Annotated in this window: 21 protein-coding genes; 11 read left to right on the forward strand and 10 right to left on the reverse strand. The window is 33.9% G+C overall.

Annotation, left to right across the window (positions count from 1 at the left end):
• Positions 1–24 precede the first annotated feature (24 nt).
• The 4 genes from ACE01P_RS07410 to ACE01P_RS07425 form a co-directional block, all read right to left on the reverse strand.
• On the reverse strand, positions 25–1281 hold the full coding sequence (locus tag ACE01P_RS07410) for a voltage-gated chloride channel family protein (protein ID WP_379695806.1): 1257 nt from the start codon (positions 1279–1281) through the stop codon (positions 25–27).
• 138 nt (positions 1282–1419) lie between these two features.
• Positions 1420–1803 carry a RidA family protein gene (locus tag ACE01P_RS07415; RefSeq protein WP_095929905.1) on the reverse strand — a complete coding sequence of 128 codons (384 nt, stop codon included), beginning with the start codon at positions 1801–1803 and terminating at the stop codon, positions 1420–1422.
• A 151-nt stretch (positions 1804–1954) separates the two neighbouring features.
• Positions 1955–2260: a chaperone modulator CbpM gene (locus ACE01P_RS07420; protein WP_379695808.1), complete on the reverse strand. Its 306-nt coding sequence runs from the start codon at positions 2258–2260 to the stop codon at positions 1955–1957.
• A complete protein-coding gene (locus tag ACE01P_RS07425; protein WP_379695810.1) occupies positions 2257–3177 on the reverse strand; it encodes a DnaJ C-terminal domain-containing protein in 921 nt (306 codons plus the stop codon). The genes ACE01P_RS07420 and ACE01P_RS07425 overlap by 4 nt, the downstream gene beginning before the upstream one ends.
• 369 nt (positions 3178–3546) lie before the next feature.
• Here ACE01P_RS07425 and ACE01P_RS07430 point away from each other — a divergent pair, with 369 nt between their 5' ends.
• Entirely contained in the window at positions 3547–4224 is a 678-nt protein-coding gene (locus tag ACE01P_RS07430; protein ID WP_379695812.1) for a hypothetical protein, read from the forward strand.
• 39 nt (positions 4225–4263) lie between these two features.
• Here the strand turns inward: ACE01P_RS07430 and ACE01P_RS07435 are convergent, their stop codons facing one another.
• The 6 genes from ACE01P_RS07435 to ACE01P_RS07460 form a co-directional block, all read right to left on the reverse strand.
• Positions 4264–5526: an MFS transporter gene (locus ACE01P_RS07435; RefSeq protein WP_379695814.1), complete on the reverse strand. Its 1263-nt coding sequence runs from the start codon at positions 5524–5526 to the stop codon at positions 4264–4266.
• A 231-nt stretch (positions 5527–5757) separates the two neighbouring features.
• Positions 5758–6285: a hypothetical protein gene (locus tag ACE01P_RS07440; protein ID WP_379695816.1), complete on the reverse strand. Its 528-nt coding sequence runs from the start codon at positions 6283–6285 to the stop codon at positions 5758–5760.
• 160 nt (positions 6286–6445) lie between these two features.
• Entirely contained in the window at positions 6446–7666 is a 1221-nt protein-coding gene (locus tag ACE01P_RS07445) for an ABC transporter permease (protein WP_379695818.1), read from the reverse strand.
• On the reverse strand, positions 7653–8414 hold the full coding sequence (locus ACE01P_RS07450) for an ABC transporter ATP-binding protein (protein WP_379695820.1): 762 nt from the start codon (positions 8412–8414) through the stop codon (positions 7653–7655). The genes ACE01P_RS07445 and ACE01P_RS07450 overlap by 14 nt, the downstream gene beginning before the upstream one ends.
• Before the next feature lie 26 nt (positions 8415–8440).
• A complete protein-coding gene (locus ACE01P_RS07455; protein WP_379695822.1) occupies positions 8441–9715 on the reverse strand; it encodes an efflux RND transporter periplasmic adaptor subunit in 1275 nt (424 codons plus the stop codon).
• 10 nt (positions 9716–9725) lie between these two features.
• A complete protein-coding gene (locus ACE01P_RS07460) occupies positions 9726–11054 on the reverse strand; it encodes a TolC family protein (protein ID WP_379695823.1) in 1329 nt (442 codons plus the stop codon).
• Between the two features lie 347 nt (positions 11055–11401).
• Between ACE01P_RS07460 and guaA the strand changes: the two genes are divergently transcribed.
• From guaA to yidC, 10 genes are all read left to right on the forward strand, one after another.
• Positions 11402–12931, forward strand: coding sequence for a glutamine-hydrolyzing GMP synthase (guaA, locus tag ACE01P_RS07465; protein ID WP_379695825.1), 1530 nt, complete (start codon positions 11402–11404; stop codon positions 12929–12931).
• A 63-nt stretch (positions 12932–12994) separates the two neighbouring features.
• Complete coding sequence (locus ACE01P_RS07470; protein ID WP_379695827.1) at positions 12995–14908, forward strand: LysM peptidoglycan-binding domain-containing protein; 1914 nt, start codon at positions 12995–12997, stop codon at positions 14906–14908.
• 93 nt (positions 14909–15001) lie between these two features.
• A complete protein-coding gene (locus tag ACE01P_RS07475) occupies positions 15002–17089 on the forward strand; it encodes a LysM peptidoglycan-binding domain-containing protein (RefSeq protein WP_379695829.1) in 2088 nt (695 codons plus the stop codon).
• Entirely contained in the window at positions 17089–17490 is a 402-nt protein-coding gene (locus tag ACE01P_RS07480) for an OsmC family protein (protein WP_379695831.1), read from the forward strand. The genes ACE01P_RS07475 and ACE01P_RS07480 overlap by 1 nt, the downstream gene beginning before the upstream one ends.
• A 360-nt stretch (positions 17491–17850) precedes the next feature.
• Positions 17851–19230: a sugar MFS transporter gene (locus ACE01P_RS07485; RefSeq protein WP_379695833.1), complete on the forward strand. Its 1380-nt coding sequence runs from the start codon at positions 17851–17853 to the stop codon at positions 19228–19230.
• Positions 19231–19254: 24 nt separating this feature from the next.
• On the forward strand, positions 19255–21183 hold the full coding sequence (nagB, locus tag ACE01P_RS07490; protein WP_379695835.1) for a glucosamine-6-phosphate deaminase: 1929 nt from the start codon (positions 19255–19257) through the stop codon (positions 21181–21183).
• Positions 21184–21522: 339 nt separating this feature from the next.
• On the forward strand, positions 21523–21756 hold the full coding sequence (locus ACE01P_RS07495; protein ID WP_379695837.1) for a DUF3820 family protein: 234 nt from the start codon (positions 21523–21525) through the stop codon (positions 21754–21756).
• Between the two features lie 95 nt (positions 21757–21851).
• The gene (locus ACE01P_RS07500; protein WP_379695839.1) at positions 21852–22262 is read left to right on the forward strand and encodes a hypothetical protein; all 411 of its coding nucleotides are present in this window, start codon (positions 21852–21854) and stop codon (positions 22260–22262) included.
• Positions 22263–22533: 271 nt separating this feature from the next.
• Complete coding sequence (locus tag ACE01P_RS07505; RefSeq protein WP_379695841.1) at positions 22534–24147, forward strand: CTP synthase; 1614 nt, start codon at positions 22534–22536, stop codon at positions 24145–24147.
• Between the two features lie 79 nt (positions 24148–24226).
• On the forward strand, positions 24227–26143 hold the full coding sequence (yidC, locus tag ACE01P_RS07510) for a membrane protein insertase YidC (protein WP_379695843.1): 1917 nt from the start codon (positions 24227–24229) through the stop codon (positions 26141–26143).
• The last annotated feature ends 23 nt before the right edge of the window (positions 26144–26166 follow it).

Below are 26166 nucleotides of genomic sequence, written 5' to 3' on the forward strand. Positions count from 1 at the left end.
CTCAAACCAGTTTGAAATTTTACTTTATAAATTCTGAAGTTCTTTCTTTTGAAACTTTTGATACAATTTGTATTTCGCACCTTTTACAATCTGAGATTTGTAAATTCCGATAGAGCCAGAAGAAAAATATGCAATTGTACAGGCAATTGCGATGAAAATTCCTGGAGCGATTCCGAATAATTCCATTCCCATAATGGTGCAGGCGATAGGAGTGTGGGTTGCGCCTGAGAAAACGGCAACAAATCCGATTCCTGCTAAAAGTGCAATTGGCATCGGAATTACAGTTGATAAAGCACTTCCTAAAGTTGCGCCAACAAAGAATAATGGAGTTACTTCACCACCTTTGAAACCAGCTCCTAAAGTAAATCCAGTAAATAAAATTTTAAGCAGAAAATCGTACCACTGATTTGGATTTGAAAAGGAATCAACAATCACGGGAACGCCTAATCCAGAGAATTTAGTAAATCCTAAACCTGCAATTGCAATAGCTAAAATAACTCCACCAATTACTGGACGAAGCGGCGGATATTTTATGTTTTTAGAAAAAAGAGAACCCCAGAAATGAGTGCTTCTAGAAAATAATAAAGCAGCAAAACCTGATAAAACTCCAACAATTATAGTGTATAAAATGTTGTTTAAACTAAGTTCTGGAATTGTTGGAATATTGTAATGCGTATGTTTTATTTCCCAAAATTCTACTGTGAAATAGGCAGCATAAGCAACCAAGAGAGAAAGTAAAATGCTTTTGAAATTAATTTTACTGAAATATAAAACCTCCAAAGCGAAGATTGCACCAGCCAAAGGAGTTCCGAAAACAGAAGCAAAACCCGCACTGATTCCGAGGATGATTAAAATTTTGCGTTCTGAATTATCTAGTTTAAAGAGTTTTGTAAACTGATCGGCAATTGCGCCTCCCATTTGTACTGCAGTTCCTTCTCGTCCTGCAGATCCTCCAAATAAATGAGTTAATAAAGTCCCTAAAAGCACTAAAGGCGCCATTTTAAGCGGAATCACTTTTTTGGGATTTTCGTATTCTTCCAATAAAAGATTATTTCCTTTTACAACAGATTCTCCCCAATAATAATAACTCAAACCAACTAGAAATCCGCCGAAAGGCAAAAGCCAAATAATCCAGTCATGCTGAATTCTAAACTGCGTAACCCATTCTAAAGAAACTAAGAAAAATGCTGAAGCTGATCCTGATAAAATGCCGATTAAAGCACAAATAACAATCCATTTTGGAAGATCAAGAAAAAATTGTTTTGAATTTAGGGAATTCATTAAAAAGTAAAAATGTTTTAGCCACGAATTTCGCTAATTTTCACGAATTAAAAGAAAAAATAATCATTTTTAATCCTTTAATCAGTGGCAAAAGGAAAAATAATTAGTGGCAATTAGTGAAATTCGCGGCAAAAAATATTACTGAACCACAGCAGTAAATTCTATTTCAACCAAATATTCTGGAGCAACCAGTTTACTGATTTCATAAAATCCTGTTGTTGGTTTTATATCTTTAAAGAAAGCAGAATGCGCTCTCGCCACTTCTTCGAAAGTAGAAACATTTGTAGTGAAAATTCTAGTTCTGATAACATCTTTCATTCCCACATTTAAATCTTCTAAAACCTTTTCAACTCGCTCCAAAATATTATACGTTTGAGCATAAGCGTCATCAGCTTTTACTTTTTCGCCGTCAACAATGGCTACAGTTCCAGAAACTTCAACGATGTTACCAATTCTTACCGCTCGGCAATATCCCATTTTGTCTTCCCACGGAGATCCAGTTAAGATGTTTTCTCTTTTCATTTTTTATAATTTTTGCGAATTTGTCTGTATGGTTTTAAAAGCAAATTCAGGTTAATTAAAGATGCTGCAATTTAAGGATTATGCTTTTTGCGTGCATTAAAAAAAGCTTGAAATCAATTCAGAAATCAAGCTTTTTTGTGATATTTAACTGTTAGTCGGTTTGTTTTTCTTCGTAAAGGCGAAGCTTATTTTGGACAATATTTAAATTTTGCTGTAAGGCTTCAATTTTATTCAGAAGATTTGAGATTGCATCAATTCCTTCTAAATTAATTTTGAGATCATAATGCATTCGAATCATTTTTTCTACCGTTGGAAGCTGTTCTGGTTCTAGAAATTCATCATTTTCTTCTGTTATAATATGAATGAGTCCGTAATTATGAAGTTCGGTTATAAACGTGTTTTCAATTTCGTGATAAATACAAAACTGTTTGATCTGGATTAAGTTTTTATTTTTCATGACTTTCTTAGTTTTGCTAATTCTTCAAATAATTCTTTTTCTTTGTCCGACAGTTTTGTTGGAATTTTTATCGTGTACGTGATGTATAAATCGCCAAATTGATTCTCTTTTTTGTAAACCGGAAAACCTTTTCCTTTCAATTTTACTTTAGTTCCTGGCTGAGTTTCTGCTGGAACTTTAATTTTTACTTTCCCATCAAAAGTATTGATGTGAGTTTCTCCGCCCAAAATAGCAGTATACAAATCAATCGGTGCTTCGGCATACAGATTATTTCCTTCACGTTTAAAATCTGAATTATTAGAAATGATAAAAGTGATGTACAAATCGCCATTTGGGCCGCCGTTTACACCAGGTCCGCCATGATTTGGAATTTTGATAATTTGTCCGTTTTCAACACCAGCAGGAATAGTGATTCGAATGTTTTTTCCGTTTACAGACAAGTTTCGTTTATGCGTTGTGTACGCTTCTGCTAAATCTAATTCTAGTTCAGCATTAAAATCTTGTCCTCTATATTTAGATTGCGATCTGCTTCTTCCGCCACCGCCATACATCGAATTGAAAAATTCAGAGAAATCACTTCCAGAAAAGTCTCCGCCAAAACCAGAAAAATCACCCTCAGAATATTGAGAACCGCTTTGTTGTCTGCTTTGCTGCTGATTCGGATTATAACCTGCTTTTTCAAATTCGTCGGCATGTTGCCAGTCTTTTCCGTACTTGTCGTATTTTTTTCGATTTTCTGGATTGCTTAGAACTTCGTTGGCTTCATTTATTTCTTTGAACTTTTTTTCGGCTTCCTTGTCATTCGGATTTAAATCAGGATGATATTTTCTCGCCAGTTTTCGATATGCCTTTTTGATGTCCGCCTCAGTAGCAGATTTTGTAACGTCTAAAACTTTGTAGTAATCTATATAATCCATTTCTTTTGAGTTTTATAAATGGTTAAATAAAGTCTTGAAGTTAAGAATAAGTTGTTAATAATCAAAACGGTAGTTTGTTTTTTGAAGCAAAAAGAATATTTTTTGTGATAGTTTTTGAAATTTGATCCCGACACTTCGGGATCGAAAATTGAAATTTATTTTTTGTAAAGTAAAAAAGCAGTTTGGCAGGTTTTTTGATTCCAAAAAATAGCTTAATTTAATGTTATAAAACTCCTAAAGTTGTAGAGGCTAACTAAATTATACTATTTTTGTGATGCTAGACTTTTGGTTTATATTAATTATAAAAGCCGATTCGATAATACTTTTTCAATGAAGCACATTTTATTTTTCATATTATTTTTTACTGCAATGTCAGTATCTGCCCAAGTCGAATTTAATTCTAAATTCAAAGCTATTCCTGGGGGAAAGTTTACGGCAAAGCCTAAAAAAACTCCGATTCCTGACGTAAAAGACCCGCAGGCAAATACTCTTGATGTTCCAAGTATTAAAACGCCAAATGTTTTTGAAAATACGACTATAACTCCAAAATCAAAATTTCAGATTGGAGAAGAAAAAAGCAAATTTACTATGTCTACAGAAACCGATTTTGCCAATCCTGGCGATCGATATGTAGCAAAAATGGAAAAAGACTTGGATAAAAGTTTAAAAGATGCTGGTTTAAGAGAAGGACGCGGTGTATTGGTAAAGAAAAATATTTCGTTGGGTGATTTTAAAACGAAATCAGAATATTTTATTGTGAAGTTTCGAGATTTTGGAGCAATTGATGGCGATTTGGTAAAAGTATCTTGTAATGAAACTGTAATAAGAGAACGAATTTTACTAGATGCTAGTTTTCAGCAAGTAAAAATCAACCTTGCGCAGGGTTTTAATAAATTAGATTTTGAAGCCTTAAACATTGGTTCGCTAGGAGGAAATACCGCAGAAATACAAGTATATGACGATAAAGGCAATCTCGTAACGAATGATTACTGGGACAATCTTGCCGCAGGTTTTAAAGCTTCGATTGTTGTTACAAAAGAGGAATAAAGAAAAAAGATAAGACCATTTTTGATCTTATCTTTTTTTTTAGATAACAACTTTACCAGAATTTGCTGGTTTTCCTTCGCCTGTTTCTTTCAGCAGAAAACTAATTAAAACTGCTATCGAAATACCAATAATCCAAAATAAGCCAGCTTGCTGAAAATGAACTGTTTTATCAAGAGGATCATTTAAAGTTTGGCCAAATAAACGACTGAATAACGGACTTAAAAGCGTTGTTACTCCAAAAGTTATAAAATTAATTGCTCCTGTGGCACTTCCTTTTACTTTATCAGGATTCGCTTCTTTAATTATGGAGTAAGGAATCATAGCTGCTCCAGAAGCAACTCCTAGTAAAAACATACTATATTTAGTAGTCAATATATCAGGGAAATATAATAATTGAATTAAGGTTATGATCATTAATAAAGCGCCAGCTACCAAAACTGGTTTTCGCTTTTTTAGTTTGTCCGTAATATATCCTAAAAGCGGACATCCGAATACCCACCCAAAAGCGACCATTGCGCTTGATATAGTTGCGGTATGAAAATCTAAAGCACGGTCTTTTTGAAAAAAATCAACAGCCCAAGTCATTGCGAATATAGTGGTTGGAGCAAATAATAATCCCGATATTATACCGCAAAACCAAGATTGCGGATTACTAAAAACGATTTTGTAAGGTTCTAGAATACCTTGCTTTTTTACTATACTTTCTTCTTTTTTTTCTGCTAAATCAGCTGGAGTTATAAACCAAAGACCAAAAGCAACGATTATGGTGAAAATTCCAATTAAAAGCCAAAAAGTATCGATATGCATTCCCTCTTCGATCCAAGGTCCAACCACAAATTGTCCGGCAGAACCGCCAAGCATTCCGAGACATTGTGTAAATCCAATTGCTGTTGCCAATGATTTTGCTGAAAATCCTTTACTTGCAAGATATACACAGCCTGGAAAAGCAAAAGCACATCCAGCACCTTGAAACAATCGACCTGTTACGCCACTAAACTGACTCGAAATCATAAATAATAAACAGCCAATTCCTAAAATAAATGCGCCGGCAAAGAGCGAATATTTGGCTCCAAATCGATCGAGTGCGATTCCAGCAATTAAACTGCAAGTCGAATACGTATAATAATAGGTACCGATAATGGTAACTAATCTAATTTCGTTTACCGAAAAAGTCTGCGAAAGTTCGGGAAGCATTACCGCAGGAGCAGAGCGAATAACATAATCTAAAAAATAAAATAAAAGTCCAAATACCCAAGCAATGACGTAATATTTTGTATACGATTTAGTGTTGTTTATGTCCATAGGATTACTCTCTTTTTTTAATTTGCAACTAATTTTATAAACCTTCTTTTGGGTCTAAATGAGGGGGTATAAAATTAAGGAAAAGATTTGGTTTTCTTTTAAAGGTGCTGAGAAACTAAGCCACTAAGATGTTAAGATGTTCATTCTGTGAAAATATAAAAGAGAGGTTCTACTATTTTTAGAACCTCTCTTTTATATCTAATTAAAATCTTAGTTTATTAGAACCTTAGATTAAAACGGATCTGCAGTAACTTTAAATTTCATGTCTGCTTTTACAGTCACATCTTTCGTTAAAGTCTCTTTCAGAGTTACTTTAGTTCTAATTTTATAACTATCTGCTTTTATATATTCATCTAGTTTTTTATCTGTACAAATCAAATCGATTGTGTTGCTTGATACGTTGATGTTATCTTGATAAGCTAATTCGATTTCTTCTGAATTGGCTGTTGAAATATACAAATGAACCGATTTTAAAAATGTAAAAGTCTTATCAGACGGATCTGTAATCGATAACTTCAATGATCTGATTTTAACATCTTTTACTAAACTAGCCTTTGTTTTATTATTTTGGAATTCAGATGAAGAATTAGTTGTAACTTCTGGCGTAATAATTTCAGAAGGCAAATTAATCGGTGAAGTGCTTTGAATTTTAATCGAAGTATTATTCGAAATAGTAAAAGTCAATAAATCATCTACAGCATTACAAGAAGAGAAAAAGATCGACATAAAAACGGTCAAGGCAATAAGTTTTGATTTCATAGTTAATTTAAATGGGTTTTTCTGTAGATACGAAATTTGAGATGGATTGGATTTTTATTTTAAGGTTCAAAGCAACAAAGGTTCAAAGCAACAAAGTTTTTATGCTTCATTTACCTTTGAGCCTTTGTAAATCTGTACCTTTGAACCTTAGAAAAAAAAGCTATTCATAATGTAATGCTTCAATTGGATCCAGTTTTGAGGCTTTTAATGCAGGATAATAGCCAAAGAAAATCCCTGTAATAGCGCAAACTAAGAATGAAAGTATTACAGAAGATTCAGAAATTAGAGTAGGCCAGTGCAGAAAATATTGTATTAGTTCTGATGCTATAATTCCCAACACAATTCCGATTAATCCTCCTGTTAAACTGATTAAAATGGCTTCGACTAAAAATTGCAATAAAATATCTCTTCCGTTTGCGCCTATAGACATACGCAAACCAATTTCTTTGGTTCTTTCTGTAACCGAAACATACATAATATTCATAATTCCGATTCCTCCAATCAAGAGTGAAATTCCTGATATCGCAGTCAATAAAACCGTTAATAATTGACTTGTAGAACTAAAAGTATTAATTAACTCCGCTTGTGTTCGTACCGAGAAATCATCGTCGTCGTTGGCTTTTAATCGGTGTGCTGTGCGCATAATTTGCTCGATTTCATCTGTTGCCAATTGTGTCTGACTTTCGTCTATTGTTGAAGCATAAATATTTTGGAGATAAATAGAGTTGGTTATTCTTTTTTGTACAGTTGTATAAGGCGTAATAATAATATCATCTTGATCTTGTCCAAAAGCATTTTCTCCTTTTGATTGTAAAATACCAATAATTCGAAACGGAATTTTATTAAATCGAATGATTTGCCCGATAGGATCAACTCCATACGGAAATATATTATCTACAACGGTCTGACCAATCAAACAGACTTTATTTGCGGTATGAATATCAGATTCTCTAAAAACAATTCCTTCTTTAAGTGGCCAGTCTCTAATTTTAAGATAATCAACACTAACGCCCTGCATGCTTGTTGGCCAGTTTAATGCGCCGTTAATTGCTTGCCCCTTGCTTGATACTGCTGGAGAAATTGCATTTAGGTGTTGCGATTCTTTTTTAAGTGCGTCAACATCGGCAAGCGTTAAAGTTTGAACACTCGAAATATCCAAACGTGCTCCTGCAGTCACATTGCTGTTTGGTCTAATGGTAATCATATTTGATCCCATACTGGATAACTGATCCTGAATACTTTTTTTTGATCCCTGACCAATGGCGACCATTGCGATTACGGAGCCAACACCAATAATAATTCCGAGCATAGTCAACAATGCACGAAGTTTATTGCGTCGGAGCGCTTTTAAGGCGATTAGAAAAAGATTAGCTATTTTCATATTTATAATCTTCATCTACATGAAAATCAGCCAGCATTTGTACAGCCGATTTTATGTTTTGGTTATTAAAGTCTTTCGTAACTCTTCCGTCGCGAAGTGTGACTGTTCTGCTGCTAAAGGCTGCAATATCGGGTTCGTGAGTTACGAAAATTATCGTTTTTCCTTTTGCATTCAATTCCTGAATCAGAGCCATAATTTCATATGAAGTTCTCGTGTCCAGATTTCCTGTCGCTTCATCTGCAAGAATCATCACAGGGTCATTTACTAAAGCTCTAGCGATCGCCACACGTTGCTGTTGTCCGCCCGAAAGCTGGTTTGGAAAGTGATCCAATCTATCAGCAAGTTTTACAGCTTCTAAGGCATTTATGGCTCTTTCGCGTCTTTCTTTGGCAGAAATTTTTGAATTGTATAATAATGGCAATTCAACATTTTCTATTGCCGAAGTACGAGCCAAAAGATTATAGGATTGAAAAATAAAACCAATCTTGGTATTTCGTAAAGCTGCCAATTCATTTTTGGATAATGATTTAACATTGACACCATCCAATATATAATTCCCATCTGATGGTTTGTCCAAACATCCCAAAATATTAAGCATAGTTGTTTTTCCAGAACCGCTGCTTCCCATAATGGTAATAAATTCCCCTTCCAGAACATCAAAAGAAACGCCTTTTAAAGCTCTTACGGTTTCAGATCCCATGGTGAATTCTCTTTTAAGGTCTTGTATTTCAAGAATCTTTTTTTTCATTGCAATTGCTTTTGTATGCTCTGTTGTTATTGTCTTCTTCCGCCGCCACCGCCGCCACCTCGTTTTGGCATAAACGGACTTGAATCTGTTGCTTTTGCACCTTTAGTTTGCTTTAATGCATTTGCTCCCGTAATGATTTCATCTTGAGTGGTTAGTCCTTTAATGACTTGAACATTAATATCATCATCTAATCCGATTCGTATGTGTTTTGGAATTATCGAATCGCCTACTTTTTTCCAAACAATTGCTTTTTTATGGTCAATGGTATCGGTTGTTTTATTGTTTAATCCTGAATTGCCACCGTATTTATTTCCATTTTTGCCTTTGTGCTCGCCTTTATGATTTCGTAAAGACAATTTCCTTATTTTAAATTGTTTTCCTAATGTAGAATCGGGCTGAAAAGCAATTGCTTTTGCTGAAATGAGCAAGGTGTTTTTTACTTCATTCGTATAAATGATAATATTGGCGGTCATTCCGGGCTTCAGCTTTAAATCGTCATTTGGAGCATTGATAATAGTGGTGTACGTAACAACATTTGAAGAAATAGTAGGTTCTAAACGTATTTCGATTACAGTACCTTTAAATACATCATCAGGAAAAGCATCAACGGTAAAAGTTACATTTTCGCCCACTTTTACATTACCGACATCTGCTTCATCTACAGACGCTCGAACTTGCATTTTGCTTAGATCTTTGGCGATACTAAATAAAGTTGGTGTATTTAGACTTGCAGCAACGGTTTGTCCTTCACTTACTTTTCTAGACAAAACGGTTCCATCAATAGGCGAATAAATATTGGTGTAAGAAAGGTTTTTTTGTGAAGATCGCAATTGTGCGGCAACACTGTTTACATTGTCTTTAGCAACGTAGTAGAGGTTTCTTGCCGTTTCAAAATCAGCTCTACTGATTCCTCCAGCTTTATACAATTCATTCTGTCTGTTAAAATTAGATTCCTGATAACTGAGATTATTTTTTGATAATTGAAGATTGGCCTCAATTTGCTGTACCTGAGCCAGAAAAAGAGACTGATCTATTTGTGCCAATAGTTGTCCTTTTTTTACAACTGAATTAAAATCAACAAATACTTTTTGGATGGTACCCGAAACTTGTGTTCCAACTGCAACGGTATCTACTGGCTGTATTTTTCCGGTTGCTGTTACACTCGTTGCGATATCTCCGTAATGTGGTTTTTCTGTAATCAGTTCTACTTTATTACCATCTTTATGAAAAATAAAATATCCTATAGATCCTATTACTACAACTCCAATGAGGATGATAATTGCTAATTTACTTTTTTTCATTTTGCTCTTTTTATAGTTTGATTGGATCGCCTTTATAGAAATCATATATTTTTAGACTTACAACAGAATTGTATTTTGCCTGAGTGAAATTTTGAAATGCCTGAACATATAAGTTTTTTTCAAGCAAATAATCTACAGTGCTAATGCCTCCTAATCGTAATTGTTCGTTTGCAATTCGATAATTTTCGGTATTGGCATCAAGTTGTTCCTGAGCTGCCGTATATTGAGATTGTGCATTGAGTACATTAATATACGCTTGTTCTACTTTTTGAGATAGTACTGTTTCGGTATTGGTAACATTGAGTTTAGACTGATCGATAGCAATTTTTGATTTTTCGACTCCAGTTTTAGCGATTCGATTCGTGAATATCGGAACTGTAAGAGAAAGCCCTAGACGCTGATAAAAGTTGTTGTCTATTTGAGTTGGATAAGGGATGCTTTGATTGTCTGAGTATCCCGAAGCCAAAGTTCCGCTTGCGCTAAGTGTAGGCAGAAAACTAGCTTTAGATTTTTGTAATTGAAGGTCAGCCGCTTCTTTTTCTAACAAACTGCTTTTTATTTCTGGTCTTTGTTCTAAAGCTGTTTTTTGCGCTTCCTCAAGATTTACTACTGGTAAAGTAGCGTCTAGAGTTTCGGGTTTTTTGATATTTAATTCATATCCTGACGGAAGCTGAAGCAATTGTTTTAGAGTTAAAATGTTTTGACGTTCAGTGTTTTGAGAGGTGATCAGGTTAAAATTATCCGTTGCCAATTGTGCTTTTAGTAATACATAATCTTTTTTTGCAATACTTCCGACATTGTATTTTAATTCGCCTAATTGGAGTTGCGCTTTCGAAGTTTCGACAATTTCGTTTAAATACAAGCTGTTTTCCTGCGCTAACAAAATTGCTAAATAAGCTTGTGTGATTTGAATTGTGATTTCATTTTCGGCTGCTTCAGCATTAAATTGTGCCGATTTGATGTAAAGCTCTTTCTGTTTAATATCATTATTCAGATAGCCGCCATTATACAACACCATAGATGATCCTAATGAATAATTGCCTGCAAAGCTCGATTGGGTCTGAAAGCCTCCTACAACTAAATCGGCATTTTTTGCATTATTAAAAGTTTGCGTAGCGTTTCCTGAAAGATTAGGAAGCTTTGCGGCTTTTGACAATAGCAAATCCTGTTCAGTCGATTTGGTCGTTAGACGTAAGGTATTAATTTGGATGTTTTGCTCTTTTGCATAAGCAATACATTGTTCAAGGTTCCATACTTTAGGCAATTGGTTTTGTTCAGTTGTTTGTGCTGCAATATGTGCCGACTGAATACTAAAAATTGCCATTAAAGTATTTATCATAAATGACCTCATATTTGAATTTAATTTAAATTAAAAAAATAAATTATAACCTGAGACTTAAGATAATAAAATGCTTTAAGCGTATTACGGACTTGATTTTAAAGGGAGGGTTGGTGTGTTATTCCTAATTATTGGTAGGTAATTGGAATAACTATATCAAATATAGCGATTATTTTAACATTTTAAACGAAGTATATCCTATTTTAATCTTAAATAAATTGAAAATAAAACTTAATGTTTTTTCAGGATAACGAGAGTAGTTTTCGATATTTTAAAGGCAGGGAATCTTTCGAAAAAAAAATCAAAAATCAATTTTTCAATTTCAAATATAAAAAGTACTTTTGCGCATGCAACACAACGTACTTATTTTAGATTTCGGATCGCAATATACTCAGCTTATTGCGCGTAGAGTTCGCGAATTAAATATATTCTGCGAAATTTTTCCTTACAATCACATTCCAAGTGATTTATCAAGTTATAAAGCCGTAATTTTAGGAGGAAGCCCTTTCTCTGTTAGAGGAGAAGATGCACCACATCCTGATTTATCGCAAATTAGAGGTAAAATGCCTTTACTTGCCGTTTGTTACGGAGCTCAATATTTAGCGCATTTTAGCGGTGGAGAAGTAGCGGCTTCAAACACAAGAGAATACGGAAGAGCTAACTTGTCTTACATTAAAGAAGATGAAACTTTTTTTGAAGGAGTTTCTCCAAACAGCCAAGTTTGGATGAGCCATAGCGATAGTATCAAAGCGCTTCCAACAAATGCTGTAAAATTAGCAAGTACGCATGACGTAGAATTCGCAGCTTACAAAATTGAAGGCGAAACTACTTATGCAATTCAATACCACCCAGAAGTTTACCACTCTACAGAAGGTGCGAAAATGTTAGAGAACTTTTTAGTGAAAATTGCTGAAGTTCCTCAAAACTTTACTCCAAATGCTTTCGTAGAAGAAATGGTAGTAGAATTGAAAGAAAAATTAGGAAACGACAAAGTGGTTCTTGGTTTATCTGGAGGAGTAGATTCTACTGTAGCGGCAGTTTTATTAAACAAAGCAATCGGAGATAATTTATATTGCATATTTGTTAACAACGGACTTTTACGTAAAAACGAATTCCAAAATGTATTAGATCAATACAAAGGAATGGGATTAAATGTAAAAGGTGTTGACGCTGGAGATCGTTTCCTTGACGAATTAGCTGGAATCAGTGATCCTGAAACAAAACGTAAAACAATTGGTCGTGTATTTATCGAAGTTTTTGATGATGAATCACACTTATTAGAAGATGTAAAATGGTTGGCGCAAGGAACAATTTATCCTGACGTTATCGAATCTGTTTCTGTAAAAGGACCATCTGCTACAATTAAATCGCACCACAACGTTGGTGGATTGCCAGATTACATGAAATTAAAAATTGTTGAACCACTTAGAATGCTTTTTAAAGACGAAGTAAGAAGAGTTGGAGCTTCATTAGGAATAGATCCAGAATTATTAGGAAGACACCCTTTCCCAGGACCTGGATTATCAATTAGAATTTTAGGAGATATTACTCCAGAGAAAGTTAGAATTTTACAAGATGTAGATTCTGTTTTCATCGAAGGATTAAAATCTTGGGGATTATACGATAAAGTTTGGCAGGCTGGAGCAATTTTGCTTCCTGTAAACAGTGTTGGTGTTATGGGCGATGAGCGTACTTACGAAAAAGTAGTAGCGCTTAGAGCTGTAGAATCAACAGATGGTATGACGGCTGACTGGGTTCATTTACCTTACGACTTCTTGATGAAAGTGTCAAACGACATTATCAATAAAGTAAAAGGCGTGAACCGTGTAGTTTACGATATTAGTTCAAAACCACCTGCAACAATTGAGTGGGAATAGTAGCATAATTTAAAATTAAGGTCTTACATTTGTAAGGCCTTAATTTTTTATAACCTACTATTTATGAGAGAACTTTTAACGATTTCTCTTGTGTTTGTTTTGTCTTTTAACAGAATAACTGCACAAGATGCAATAATTGAACACAAAATTCAAAAAGGAGAAACCGCTTATTTCATTGCCCAAAAATATAAGGTTTCTTTAGATGAGATTTACAAACTCAATCCCGAATCTCAAAATGGAATCAAGGACAATCAGATTATAAAGATTCCAGTTCATCCCTCAGAAAATACAAATTCAAAGCAACAGACTCATATTGTTGCTCCTAAAGAAACATTGTTTGGTCTGTCTAAACAATATCATGTTTCGGTAGAGGTTATTCAAAATGCAAATGAAGAAACTCTGATCAATGGACTTCAAATAGGTCAAGAATTAGTAATTCCTCAAAATTCAGATCATGCAGTTAAATCAGAAAGTGTTGTTTCTTCAAAAAGTTCGCACCAAGTTGTGGCTAAAGAATCTTTATTTAGTATTGCGAGACAATACAACGTTTCGGTTCAGGACTTAGAAAATTTAAATAAAGATATTTTAATTAACGGATTGCAGATTGGTCAGGCCATTTCAATTCCGAACAAAAGAAAAACTTTAGACGGAAGAGTTCGCGTAATCAATCAAGAAACTGTTTTTCATATTGTAGAACCAAAAGAAACGAAGTTTTCGATTGCTAAGAAATACGGAATTTCAATAGATCAGTTAGAATCTCAAAATCCAGAAATCGTAAACGGATTAATTGTTGGGAACAAATTAGCCATTAATACCAAAGGAATTCATCCATCAAACGAAAGCGAAGAATTGATGTTGGCTTTGGCCGAAAAACAAGTTGTGGTTGAAAAAACAAAAGCCAAAACAGTTGAAATTGAAGATCTGAAAGATCGTTTGGTTGTTCAGAAAGAAATGAATCAGAAAATTATAAAAATTAATGATCTGAAAGTGAATCTGAACGATATGAATGGTTCTAAAGAAAATTCGGTTGAAAAACTTCGTTTGGTTTTAGAAGCAAATAAAAATGTTCAGGATATTTTAATGGCAAAATTAGATTCGCTTGTCGTTGCAATGAACAATGATTTGAAAGAATTAAAGCGAATGGATATTTTGAATATTGAAGAATCTAAAAGGCTTGAAAAACAATCTTCTGAAGGAATCAATAAGACAAATGAGTTATCGTCTCAGCTGAAAAAAGAATTGGCAGAAAACAGAAAAGTTTACGCTGGTTTAATGAATAAGGTTGAAAAAATTGCAGTTGAAGAAAATCAGGAATACAAGAAGAAAGTTCGTGAAAACGAAAAAAACAGCAATACAGCATCTCTGCAGCAGCGTTTGTCTTTAGAAGAAATAAAAAAATATAAAATAGAGCAGGAGCAAGGAGATAAGCAGAATCAGCTTTTGATTGCAAAAATCGATTCGCTAGATACTCAGAAAAAAATTGAAGTAAAAAGACACATCAGCAAAGCTTCTTATTATAGTATGGAAGCAAGAAAATTTGATGATAAATTGGCTTTGGTTAAATTGAAAAAATATCAGGATGAAGCTTTAAAAAAGCAGAAAAAAAGTGATACAGGAGAAAATTCAAAAACAATTTCATTGGAAGAAATGAAACAAGAATTGAAAGACAATCCGTTGAGACGTGATAAAACAGTAAAAGTAGAAGTTTATGATAATCTTAGAGAAGTTTCAAACGGGTATTACTTAGTTTTAGGTATATTTACAGACGCAGTTGACCGAGATAAGCTTATTATGAAACTCATTGATTCTGGCGAATTTAACGCTAGCTTCTTTTTCAACATCAACAGTCTTTCGTATTATGTCTACTCTGATAAGTTCGAAAATATGGAAGAAGTGCTTTACAAATGCAAGAAAAAAGAAGAAGATGAGTTATATAAAGAAATCATTATTGCTAAAGTAGAAATCGATTTGAGGTAATTTTTACAGCGATAAACAAACGGCGCGAATTTTGCTTTTAGTAAAATTATAACTTATTTTAGAATTAGAAATTAAATTGTTTTAAGCCTTATTATGAAATATTATTTAACAGTATTGTCCTTCGTATTTTTTATGACTTCAAGCGCATTTTCGCAAGAAAAAGTAGTGAAGTATAAAGTGACGAGCGGTGAGACGATTAATCAGATTGCACAAAAATTTAAGGTTACGCCTTATGATATTTACCAGCTTAATCCAGATGCTAGAGCAGGATTGGTGCCAAATTCTGTGCTTTTAATTCCTACAAAAGGAGGAGAAGCAAAAAAAGAAGAAGCAAAAAAAGAAGTTTCTGAAACTAAAACTGCGGTGGCTACAGGAAAAGAGATTATCCATGAAGTACAGCCAAAAGAAACTTTTTATAGCATCGAAAAGAAATACGGAATTTCAGATGAAGCTTTGAAAGCTGCCAATCCGACATTAGAAAAAACTGGTGTTCAAATCGGGCAAAAATTAGTTATTCCTGCAAAAGGATCTACACCTAAAGCAGCAGCAAAACCAGCTAAAGAAAAAGGTCCCGAAAAATACGTGTATCACGATGTGCAGCCAAAAGAAACAAAATTTGGTATTGCAAAGCAGTACAATACAACTGTTGAGGATTTAGAAAAACGTAATCCAGATATTGTAAACAGTTTGCCAGTTGGTTATAGATTGACCATAAAAGGGACAGCTCCAAAAACAGAAGCTGCTCCTGTAGAAACGGCAAAAGCTGTTGAAAATAAAAAGCCTGCTGAAACTTCTAAAAAAGCGGTGACTTATATGGAGTATCAAGTAAAGCCAAAAGAGACTTTTTATAGTTTAGGAAGAGTTTTTCATTTAACGCAAGATGAATTAGTGGCATTAAATCCGTCACTTTCTGAAGGTGTAAAAGAAGGAATGGTTTTAAAAGTTCCAACGGGATATGTTGCTCCGGCTCCAATTGTTGCTGCACAAGTTCCAGATAAGCCAGCGGATTCTTCAGTAAATAAACCAGTTGAAAGTACTGGCGGCGGAATTAAGATTGTTGATAAAGTAAAATCGACTGAAAACGAAGATGCAGAAATTGTAGAATTAACCAAAAAGAAAGGAATTAATGAGCGTAAAAAAGTAGTTTTATTGCTTCCTTTTAATATGGCAAAAGTTCAAAGCGATACTTCTGGAACGGCTAACAGAATTAAAAACGATAAGTTCTTAAACATGACTTTAGATTTTTATGCTGGAGCTATGATGGCTATCGATTCTGCAAAAGTTTTAAAACTGCCAATTGATGTTGCTATTTACGATTCTCAGGAAACTAAAACAACTTCTAATGTTGTGGGTTTAACTCCTAAACTTCAAGATGCAGACGCTGTAATTGGGCCATTTTACCAAAGCAATGCAGAAACGACAGCAAATATGTTGCGTTCGTACAATGTTCCTGTAATTTCGCCTTTATCTAAAGATAGCGCGAATCCGATTGATAATTTATACCAAACAATACCTTCAAATGATGTAATCAGAAATTCAGTTTTCGATTATATGCGTTCTAAAAACGGAAATATTGTTGCGGTTGTAGATAAGAAAAAAGAATCTGTTATTAATTATATCAAGCAAAACCAAAAAGGAGTTGCGTTTGCTACTTTAACAGAAACAGGTGGTTTGGATGTAGCTAATTTAAAAAGCTTATTGATTCCAAATCGCTTGAATTATGTGGTGATGGAAACTGGTAATACTGCGATGGTTAAAGCTACAATTAAAGCTTTGCTTGATTCTCAGAAAACATGTCAGGTTCAATTGGTAATTTTAGAACCAAACAGCACATTAGATACGGACGAAATCAGTTTTGATAATTTAGTAAAATTGAAATTGATGTATCCTTCTGTAACACGTGAAAGTGACGAACAACCGGTTTTAATTTATGAAAAACAATACCGTTTGAAAAACAAAGCAAATCCGACAACTTATGCAACGAGAGGATTTGATGTGACTTTCGACACGATGATGCGTTTGTCTCAAGGGAAAACATTTCAAGAAACAGCTGATTTGATGACGACTCAGCAAGTAGATAATAAATTTCAGTATTATAGAAAAGAAGATGGCGGACACGCAAATAAAGGTGTTTACATTTTGTATTATGATAGTGACTTAACTTTAAAAGTAGCAAATTAATGACATCAAAAGTAACCTATTTAGGAGATTTAAGAACAAGTTCAATTCACGTGCAATCAGGAAGCGAAATCATTTCTGACGCACCATTAGATAATAACGGAAAAGGTGAAGCATTTTCTCCAACAGATACTGTAGCAAACGCATTGGCAAGCTGCATGATGACGATTATGGGAATTAAAGCTCGCGATATGGAAGTAGATTTTGTTGGTTCTACTGCAGCAGTAACAAAAATTATGAATGCTGAGCCAAGAAGAATCGGAGCAATCGAAATTGTGTTTGAAATGCAAGGTGTTGCTGACGAAAAAAGCAGAACTATTTTAGAACGTGCTGCAATGACTTGTCCGGTGTTCTTAAGTTTAAGCAGTGAAATCGAAAAGAAAATTACTTTCAACTGGAACTAATTTTTTTTCATCAAAATAATAAAAGCCATCTGAGAAATCGGATGGCTTTTTTTTTGTAAAAGAAAATTCGAATACTGCTGTCGGAATTCCATTTTCTTAGCCTGTTACAGGCTTAATGACCAAAGAAGATATTGCTGATGTAAAAACATATTTGGTAAAATATTACCCTGATTTAAACTGGAATAGCAAAAATTAACAAAACTTTCATATCTAAATTAGAAAATAAGGAAATTTAATGTAGTACTTTTGTTTTGCAAAAAAAATGCAGATATTTGCATAAATTACGCAATCAATAATGTGAGAGTTGATTCTAATTTAGATTTTGAATTAAATAAATCTATAACTAATCAACCAAAAATTATGACAAACATTCAAAGTACATTACAGGTAGAGAAAAAAAGTGCCATTGTTCCGATGGTAATTTTAACCTTATTGTTTTTTATTCTAGGATTCGTAACCTGGCTTAACGGACCGCTAATTCCGTTTTTTGAATTAGCTTGCGAACTTACTTCTTCACAAGCTTATTTTGTGACTTTCGCCTTTTACATTGCTTATTTCGTAATGGCAGTTCCTTCTTCTTATATCATTGAAAAAGTGGGGTATAAAAACGGAATTTCTCTAGGATTATTGATTATTGCTGCTGGAGCTTTTATGTTTTATCCAGCGGCTTCAAGTCGTACATTTCTCTTGTTTTTATTGGCATTATTTATAATGGGAACTGGTTTGGCAGTTTTGCAGACAGCATCAAATCCGTATGTTGTGGTAATTGGTCCAAGAGAAAGTGCTGCAGCGAGAATCAGTGTTTTAGGAATTGCCAATAAACTAGCTGGATTTGTAGCGCCAATCGTGCTTACAGTTCTGGTTCTTTCTAATATGCAGGACTTTACAGCAGATAAAATTGCTTTAATGGATGAAGCTGCAAAAACGAACGCATTAAATTCTCTTGCTTTACAATTGCAAACACCGTATCTTTATATGGGGTTGATTATTACAGTTTTAGCTTTGATTGTGAAGTTTTCTCCTTTACCAGAAATTGATTTGGATGAAGAAGGAAATGTATCGAATTTAAGTGTTTTTCAACAAATTAAAAATGCTTTCAGATATCCACAGTTGGTTTTAGGAGTAATTACTTTGATGTTGTATTTATCTGCCGAAGTTTTGGCGGGAGATTCTATCGGAGCTTTCGGAAAACAGCTTGGAGTTTATGGCGAAGAAGGAAATTTCTACCTTAAATTAACTTCATTTACGATGTCAGCGATGGTAATCGGATACGTTCTTGGAATAGTACTGATTCCTAAATATGTTTCGCAAGTGACTGCTTTAAAAGTATCTGGAATACTTGGTTTAGTGCTGGTTTTAGCAATTGTTTTGATTTCGCCAAAAATAATGATCGCATTGCCAGGAACTCCAAATATACCTTTAGTGATATTTTTAGTAGCACTTTTAGGATTAGCAAATGCATTATGCTGGCCGGCAATTTGGCCAATGGCTTTGCAGGATTTAGGAGGTTATACAAAAATCGGAAGCGCTATTTTGATTATGGGAATTATCGGTGGAGCAGTTTTTCCACTTTTTTACGGAATGATTACTGAAAGTATCAATTCTGCAAATATTGCAAAAAATCTGCAAGAGGTTTCAAAAAGCGGAAATCAGTTAGCGTATTTAATGTTATTGCCGTCTTATGCAATGATTTTGTTTTATGCTGTAAAAGGGCATAAATACAGGAAATGGAATAGTTGAACAAAAAATAAAAATTAATATATCATGTTAAAAAGTAAAATAGACAAAGCAACAGGTTTCGAAAAACGATTCGAAAACATTAATACAGTTGTTTTTGAAAACTCAACAGATGCTTCAAAAGAAGTAGCGCAAGAAATTGCAACTTTAATTAAAGAAAAACAAAAAGCAGGGCAACCATGTATTCTTGGTTTGGCAACAGGTTCTTCTCCAAAAGGATTATATGCTGAATTAGTGCGTTTGCATAAAGAAGAAGGTTTGAGTTTCAAAAACGTAATCAGTTTTAACTTGGATGAATACTATCCAATGGAACCAAATTCGATCAACAGTTATGTTCGTTTCATGAAAGAACTTTTGTTTGATCATGTTGATATTTTACCTGAAAACGCTCACGTTCCAGACGGACTTTTGACAAAAGAGCAAATTGCAGATTACTGCCATGAATATGAAGCTAAAATCGAAGCTTTAGGCGGAATCGATCTTCAAATTCTTGGAATTGGAGGTAACGGACATATTGGTTTTAACGAATCAGGTTCGCTTCAAAACTCTAAAACACGTTTAGTGGCTTTAGATCACATTACAAGAGTTGCTGCAAGTAAAGATTTCTTTGGTTTAAATAATACGCCAAGAACTGCAATTACGCTTGGAGTAAAAAAAATCATGGAGGCAAAAAGAGTAATCTTATTGGCTTGGGGAGAAGGAAAAGCAAATATTGTAAAAAAATCTGTTGAAGATGAAGTTACAAATAGAGTTCCTGCTTCATTTTTGCAAGAGCACAACAATGCAGTTTTTATTTTAGATAAAGAAGCTTCTTCAAAACTAACAAGAATCAATAAGCCTTGGTTGGTAGAGAAAATCGTTTGGACAGATAAATTAACTCGTAAAGCAGTTTTAGGATTGGCATTAGATCTTAAAAAACCAATTTTGATGCTTACAGATGCAGATTATATCGAAAATGGTATGAGTGATTTGTTGGCAGATTCAGGCCCAGCTTACGATATCAATATTAATATTTTCAATAAATTACAAAATACAATTACAGGTTGGCCAGGTGGAAAACCAAATTCAGACGATTCAAACCGTCCGGAAAGAGCAGAGCCTGCTAAAAAACGTGTGTTGATTTTTTCTCCGCACCCAGACGACGATATTATTAGTATGGGAGGAACTTTCATGCGTTTGCAAGAACAAGGTCATGAAGTGCACGTTGCTTACCAAACTTCTGGAAACATTGCAGTTGCCGATGATGAAGCATTACGTTTTGCAAGATTCGTAATTGATTACAACGAAAAATTCGGAATCAAAAGCGAAGAGGCAGATAATATTTACAAAAAAGCAGAAGCGTTTTTACAGAATAAAAAGAATAGCGAAATAGATATTCCAGAAGTTCGTTACATTAAAGGTTTAATTAGAAAAGGAGAGGCGAGAGCGACAAGTTATTTCGTTGGTCTTCCAGATGAGCAAATTCACTTTATGGAATTGCCTTTCTACGAAACAGGAACAATCGAGAAAAAACCAATCGGACCAGAAGATATTCAGTTGACTGTTGATTTAATTGAGAAAATTAAACCGCACCAAATTTATGCAGCTGGAGATTTAGCAGATCCACACGGAACACACAAAGTTTGTTTAGATGCTATTTTTGAAGCAGTAAAAGTTTTAAAACCAAAAGAATTCATGAACGATTGTTGGTTATGGTTGTATCGTGGAGCTTGGCAAGAATGGGGAATTGACGAAGTTGAAATGGCAGTTCCGATGAGTCCAGATCAAGTTTTAGCAAAACGTCACGGAATCTTCAAACACCAATCTCAAAAAGATGGAGTTGTTTTCCAAGGAACAGACGCAAGAGAGTTTTGGCAGAGAGCTGAAGACAGAAACCGCGAAACAGCTGAATTGTACCACCAATTAGGTTTGGCAACTTATGCAGCAATGGAGGCTTTCGTGAGATGGCACTACTAAGAAGGTTCTAAGGTGCTGAGGGACAAAGATGCAAAGGTTTCTAATCTTTGTGTAAATCTTTAGCTTTTTGGTGAATTATAATCTTAAAATATATTTTTGAAGCAGGAAGAGGGAACGAAAATCGGTTCTTTTTCTTGCTTCTTTTTTTTGTTTAGGTTCTAAGTTGCTGAGATGTTGAGTTTTCTTGTTTATTCTCGGAAACTTTAAACTGTGACTGAGACTGAAAACTATTTTTTAATCTCTGGCAAAAGAAAAAATAAATGGTAGTTTTGCGTATAATTGAAGTAAGCGGAAAAGCGAATAAGTCTTTCCTCTTGCTTCTTTCCTCTTTTAAAACTTATGGATCAAGACAAAAAACAACTCATAAAATTAGCACACACCAAAATGCCTTTCGGGAAATATGAAGGGAAATATTTAATTGATCTTCCGGAATATTATGTCGTTTGGTATCATAATAAAGGCTTTCCAAAAGGAGAGCTTGGGCAACAATTGCAGCTTATTTATGAATTAAAACTAAACGGTTTGGAAGAATTGATTCGAAATATTAAGAAGCAATATCCAAAAGGGGTATAGATAAAAAAATAATATTTTTAATTGTTAGTAACTTTGTTTCAGTATATTAACTTCCTTTTAGTGTTTTTATATTTTTACAATAAAATATAAAGCATATGAAAGATAATTTTCAGCCTTCAAAAACAGGAGAAAGCGAAAGTAAATTGGCGCTGTTTCTGGCTGTATTGGCAATCGTCCTTATTTTTATTCCGTATCTTATTGTAATTTCATTTTTCTTAGCGATTTTGGTGATAATTTTTGGAGCAATTGGTTTGTCGCGAGCAAAAAAGGCAAACGCTCCAACTGGACTTGCAAAAATTGGATTAGGATTAGGAATCGGAATAATTGTTATCCCCCCGATGATTTACGCGTCTATTTATTTTGCTGCTAAAACTGACTATGTTAGAAATAAGGTGTCTCAAAGTCAGGTAGAAGCTATTCAGCAAGACATAAAACGCCATCGTGATTCTGTAAATAAAAATGCAAAAACAATTCAGGATACTCTAACCGAAAAATCAAAGCCATAGTTGTAAGTCAAAAAAATCAGTAAAAACGTATTCAAACAGAAAAACTTTCAATCCTATTCTGAATGTTGTTTTTAGCATGATAAAAATTTGAGACTAAATTTGTTGATTGTTTAATAAAATAGGAGCTAAAAAGTTAAAATTGTTAATAATAAAGATGTAATCGTTTCATTTTAAGATTTAAAAATTATCTCATTCTCGAATTGATAAATTGTCTAATTAAATTTGTACTTTTGCCAAGTTTTTTACACAACTACTTACAAACAACAACAGAATGAATCAAACAAAATATATTTTTGTTACAGGAGGTGTGACCTCTTCATTAGGAAAAGGAATTATCGCGGCATCTTTGGCAAAATTGTTACAAGGAAGAGGATACCGCACGACTATTCAGAAATTTGATCCATACATTAACGTAGATCCGGGGACACTAAACCCGTATGAGCACGGAGAATGTTATGTGACAGATGATGGAGCTGAAACTGACTTAGACTTAGGACACTACGAGCGTTTCTTAAACGTTCCTACTTCTCAGGCTAATAACGTTACAACAGGAAGAGTTTATCTTTCGGTTATTGAAAAAGAAAGAAGAGGAGAATTTTTAGGAAAAACGGTTCAAGTTGTTCCTCATATCACAAACGAAATCAAAGACAGAATGCAATTGCTAGGAAAATCTGGCGATTATGATATTGTAATTACTGAAATTGGTGGTACGGTTGGTGATATCGAATCTCTACCTTATATAGAATCTGTTCGTCAATTGGTTTGGGAATTAGGTGAAAATAACGGAATTGTTATTCATTTAACTTTAGTTCCATATTTGGCTGCTGCAGGTGAATTAAAAACAAAACCAACACAGCACTCTGTTAAAACGTTAATGGAGAGCGGTATTAAAGCAGATATTTTGGTTTGTAGAACTGAGCACGAATTGTCTCAGGAATTACGCCAAAAATTAGCTTTATTCTGTAATGTGAAAAAAGAAGCGGTTATTCAGTCAATTGATGCTTCTACAATATATGAAGTTCCAAATTTAATGCTTGAAGAAGGATTAGATGTTGTGGCTTTAAAGAAATTAGATCTTCCTAAAAAAGCATCTCCAGATCTTAAAAACTGGAATACTTTCTTAAAAAGATTAAAAAATCCAAAGCAAACTGTAAATATTGGTTTGGTTGGAAAATATGTAGAAATGCAGGATTGTTACAAATCTATTTTAGAGGCGTTCATTCATGCAGGAGCTGCAAATGAAACTAAAGTAAACGTAATTTCTATTCACTCAGAGCACATTAATGCTGAGAATGTTGAAGAGAAATTAGGGACTCTTGACGGAGTTTTAGTTGCTCCAGGTTTTGGAGAAAGAGGTATTGAAGGAAAAATCGAAGCAGTTCGTTTTGTGCGTGAAAACAACATTCCTTTCTTCGGAATTTGTTTAGGAATGCAAATGTCTGTTATTGAATATTCTAGAAATATTTTAGGTTACGCTGAAGCGAACTCAACAGAGATGAACGATAAAACGTCTCATCCAGTTGTGAGTTTAATGGAAGAGCAGAAAAACGTAACAGACAAAGGAGGAACAATGCGTTTAGGTGCTTGGAAATGTGATATTAAACCAGACACTTTAGCGTACAGAATTTACGGAGAAAAAACTATTTCGGAGCGTCACCGCCACCGTTATGAGTACAATAATAAATATGCTGATGAATTGCAAAAAGCTGGTTTAAAAGCTTCTGGAGTTAATCCTGATACAGGTTTAGTAGAAATCGTAGAGCTTGAAAACCACCCATTCTTCATTGGTGTACAATACCACCCAGAATACAAGAGTACAGTTGCAAATCCGCACCCTATTTTTGTAAACTTTGTGGCAGCCGCTGTAAATGCGCATAAAAAATAATAATTATATTCTAAGAGGTTGTAACTTTTAAATTAAACTAACAACTAATAACCTCAAACGAATAATTTTTTTAATAATAATGGAAGAAAAAAAATTTGACCTTAATTCGATCATCGGTTTTGTATTGATATTCGGAATTTTGATTTGGATTATGTACCAAAATCAGCCTTCTGAAAAAGAAATCGCTGCTGAAAAAGCCAAGAAAGAATTAGTTGCTAAACAAGAAGCACAAGCAAAAGCAGATAAAGCTAAAACTGCATCATTACCAGCTGCGGCTGTAACTCCTGGAGATACAGTTCAATTGGCTCAATTGCAAAAAACTTTAGGAGGATTTTCTTATTCTGCAACACTTCCTTCTGCAAAAGAAGCTTTTACTACAATCGAAAACGAAAAGTTAAGATTAAAAATTGCTAATAAAGGTGGTTATATTGTTGAAGCTACTTTAAAAGAATTCGAAAGATTAAAAAAAGGTTCTGGTCAATTAGTTGAGTTAATCAAAAACAACAACTCAAATTTAAATTTACAGCTTCTTACTACAGATAATAGAACATTAAATTCTAAAGATCTGTATTTCGAACCAACATTAGAGAAAATTGGTGCAGACCAAGTTTTATCTATGCGTTTGAAAGCTGGAGCTAACGAATTTTTAGAATACAAATACATTCTTAAACCAAACGATTATTTAGTTGGTTTTGATATTCGTTCTCAAGGGTTAAACAGAGTTTTGAATTCTACGAAACCAGTTGATTTGCAATGGGATTTAAAAACATACAGAAACGAAAAAAGCGTTTCTTATGAAAATCGTTATGCACAGATTGATTACAAATACGAAGAATCAAAATACAATAACGTAAGTTCTCATGGACAAGGAAAAGAAGAAACTCCTGCAAAAGTTAGTTTTGTAGCATTCAAACAGCATTTCTTTACGACTATTTTGTCTACAGATAAGCCTTTTGAAACTTCAAAATTACAATCTGACGATTTAGTTAAAGACGAAAAAATCGATACTGTTTTTACAAAACAGTTTAGAGCTAATTTGCCTTTAGCATTTTCAAATGGAGAGATCGATTACAAAATGAATTTGTATATGGGTCCTGCTGATTACAAAACATTAAAAGCTTACGATAAAAACTTCGAGAAGATTATTCCATTAGGTTGGGGAATCTTCGGATGGATCAACAAATGGATTTTCATTCCTTTATTCGGATTTTTAAGTTCTAATGTTGGATTGTCATTAGGAATCGCGATTATCATCTTTACAATTATTATCAAATTGGCTATGTCGCCAATTACATATAAATCATTCTTGTCTCAGGCAAAAATGAAAGTTTTAAGACCTGATATTGCAGAGTTGGGAGAGAAATTCAAAAAAGACCCAATGAAGAAACAACAGGAAACAATGAAGCTTTACAACAAAGCAGGTGTAAACCCAATGGCAGGATGTATTCCAGCATTGATTCAGTTGCCTTTCATGTATGCATCGTTCCAGTTTTTCCCTGCGGCATTCGAATTAAGACAAAAAAGCTTCCTTTGGGCAGACGATTTATCTTCTTTTGACTCAGTTGTAAAATTACCATTCAACATTCCAATGTATGGAGATCATATCAGTTTGTTTCCAATTTTGGCTGCAATTGCGATTTTCTTCTACATGAAAATGACTTCTGGAGATCAGCAAATGGCTGCGCCTCAGCAAGAAGGAATGCCAGATATGGCAAAAATGATGAAAATCATGATTTATGTTTCGCCATTAATGATGTTAATTTTCTTCAACAGTTATGGTGCAGGATTGAGTTTGTACAACTTTATTTCAAACTTAATTACAATCGGAATTATGTTTGTTATTAAGAATTATATTGTTGATAGTGACAAAATTCACGCTCAGATTCAAGAAAACAAATTAAAAGAGCCTAAAAAGCCAAGTAAGTTCCAGCAGCGCCTTCAAGATGTGATGGAACAGCAAGAAGCAGCAAAAGCTCAGAATAAAAAGAAAAAATAATTTTCAATAAAAAAATCTCGATT

Source organism: Flavobacterium sp. HJSW_4, from assembly GCF_042436695.1.
Taxonomy (GTDB): Bacteria; Bacteroidota; Bacteroidia; order Flavobacteriales; family Flavobacteriaceae; genus Flavobacterium.

What these genes read in the sequence shown, in the direction of transcription:
- ACE01P_RS07445 (WP_379695818.1), bottom strand. Translation starts at nt 7,666, where the DNA reads ATGAAAATAGCTAATCTTTTTCTAATCGCCTTAAAAGCGCTCCGACGC.
- ACE01P_RS07440 (WP_379695816.1), bottom strand. Translation starts at nt 6,285, where the DNA reads ATGAAATCAAAACTTATTGCCTTGACCGTTTTTATGTCGATCTTTTTC.
- yidC (WP_379695843.1), top strand. Translation starts at nt 24,227, where the DNA reads ATGGAAGAAAAAAAATTTGACCTTAATTCGATCATCGGTTTTGTATTG.
- ACE01P_RS07475 (WP_379695829.1), top strand. Translation starts at nt 15,002, where the DNA reads ATGAAATATTATTTAACAGTATTGTCCTTCGTATTTTTTATGACTTCA.
- ACE01P_RS07470 (WP_379695827.1), top strand. Translation starts at nt 12,995, where the DNA reads ATGAGAGAACTTTTAACGATTTCTCTTGTGTTTGTTTTGTCTTTTAAC.
- ACE01P_RS07435 (WP_379695814.1), bottom strand. Translation starts at nt 5,526, where the DNA reads ATGGACATAAACAACACTAAATCGTATACAAAATATTACGTCATTGCT.
- ACE01P_RS07480 (WP_379695831.1), top strand. Translation starts at nt 17,089, where the DNA reads ATGACATCAAAAGTAACCTATTTAGGAGATTTAAGAACAAGTTCAATT.
- guaA (WP_379695825.1), top strand. Translation starts at nt 11,402, where the DNA reads ATGCAACACAACGTACTTATTTTAGATTTCGGATCGCAATATACTCAG.
- ACE01P_RS07410 (WP_379695806.1), bottom strand. Translation starts at nt 1,281, where the DNA reads ATGAATTCCCTAAATTCAAAACAATTTTTTCTTGATCTTCCAAAATGG.
- ACE01P_RS07460 (WP_379695823.1), bottom strand. Translation starts at nt 11,054, where the DNA reads ATGATAAATACTTTAATGGCAATTTTTAGTATTCAGTCGGCACATATT.
- ACE01P_RS07505 (WP_379695841.1), top strand. Translation starts at nt 22,534, where the DNA reads ATGAATCAAACAAAATATATTTTTGTTACAGGAGGTGTGACCTCTTCA.
- ACE01P_RS07455 (WP_379695822.1), bottom strand. Translation starts at nt 9,715, where the DNA reads ATGAAAAAAAGTAAATTAGCAATTATCATCCTCATTGGAGTTGTAGTA.
- ACE01P_RS07430 (WP_379695812.1), top strand. Translation starts at nt 3,547, where the DNA reads ATGTCAGTATCTGCCCAAGTCGAATTTAATTCTAAATTCAAAGCTATT.
- ACE01P_RS07450 (WP_379695820.1), bottom strand. Translation starts at nt 8,414, where the DNA reads ATGAAAAAAAAGATTCTTGAAATACAAGACCTTAAAAGAGAATTCACC.
- ACE01P_RS07500 (WP_379695839.1), top strand. Translation starts at nt 21,852, where the DNA reads ATGAAAGATAATTTTCAGCCTTCAAAAACAGGAGAAAGCGAAAGTAAA.
- ACE01P_RS07485 (WP_379695833.1), top strand. Translation starts at nt 17,851, where the DNA reads ATGACAAACATTCAAAGTACATTACAGGTAGAGAAAAAAAGTGCCATT.
- ACE01P_RS07420 (WP_379695808.1), bottom strand. Translation starts at nt 2,260, where the DNA reads ATGAAAAATAAAAACTTAATCCAGATCAAACAGTTTTGTATTTATCAC.
- ACE01P_RS07415 (WP_095929905.1), bottom strand. Translation starts at nt 1,803, where the DNA reads ATGAAAAGAGAAAACATCTTAACTGGATCTCCGTGGGAAGACAAAATG.
- nagB (WP_379695835.1), top strand. Translation starts at nt 19,255, where the DNA reads ATGTTAAAAAGTAAAATAGACAAAGCAACAGGTTTCGAAAAACGATTC.
- ACE01P_RS07425 (WP_379695810.1), bottom strand. Translation starts at nt 3,177, where the DNA reads ATGGATTATATAGATTACTACAAAGTTTTAGACGTTACAAAATCTGCT.
- ACE01P_RS07495 (WP_379695837.1), top strand. Translation starts at nt 21,523, where the DNA reads ATGGATCAAGACAAAAAACAACTCATAAAATTAGCACACACCAAAATG.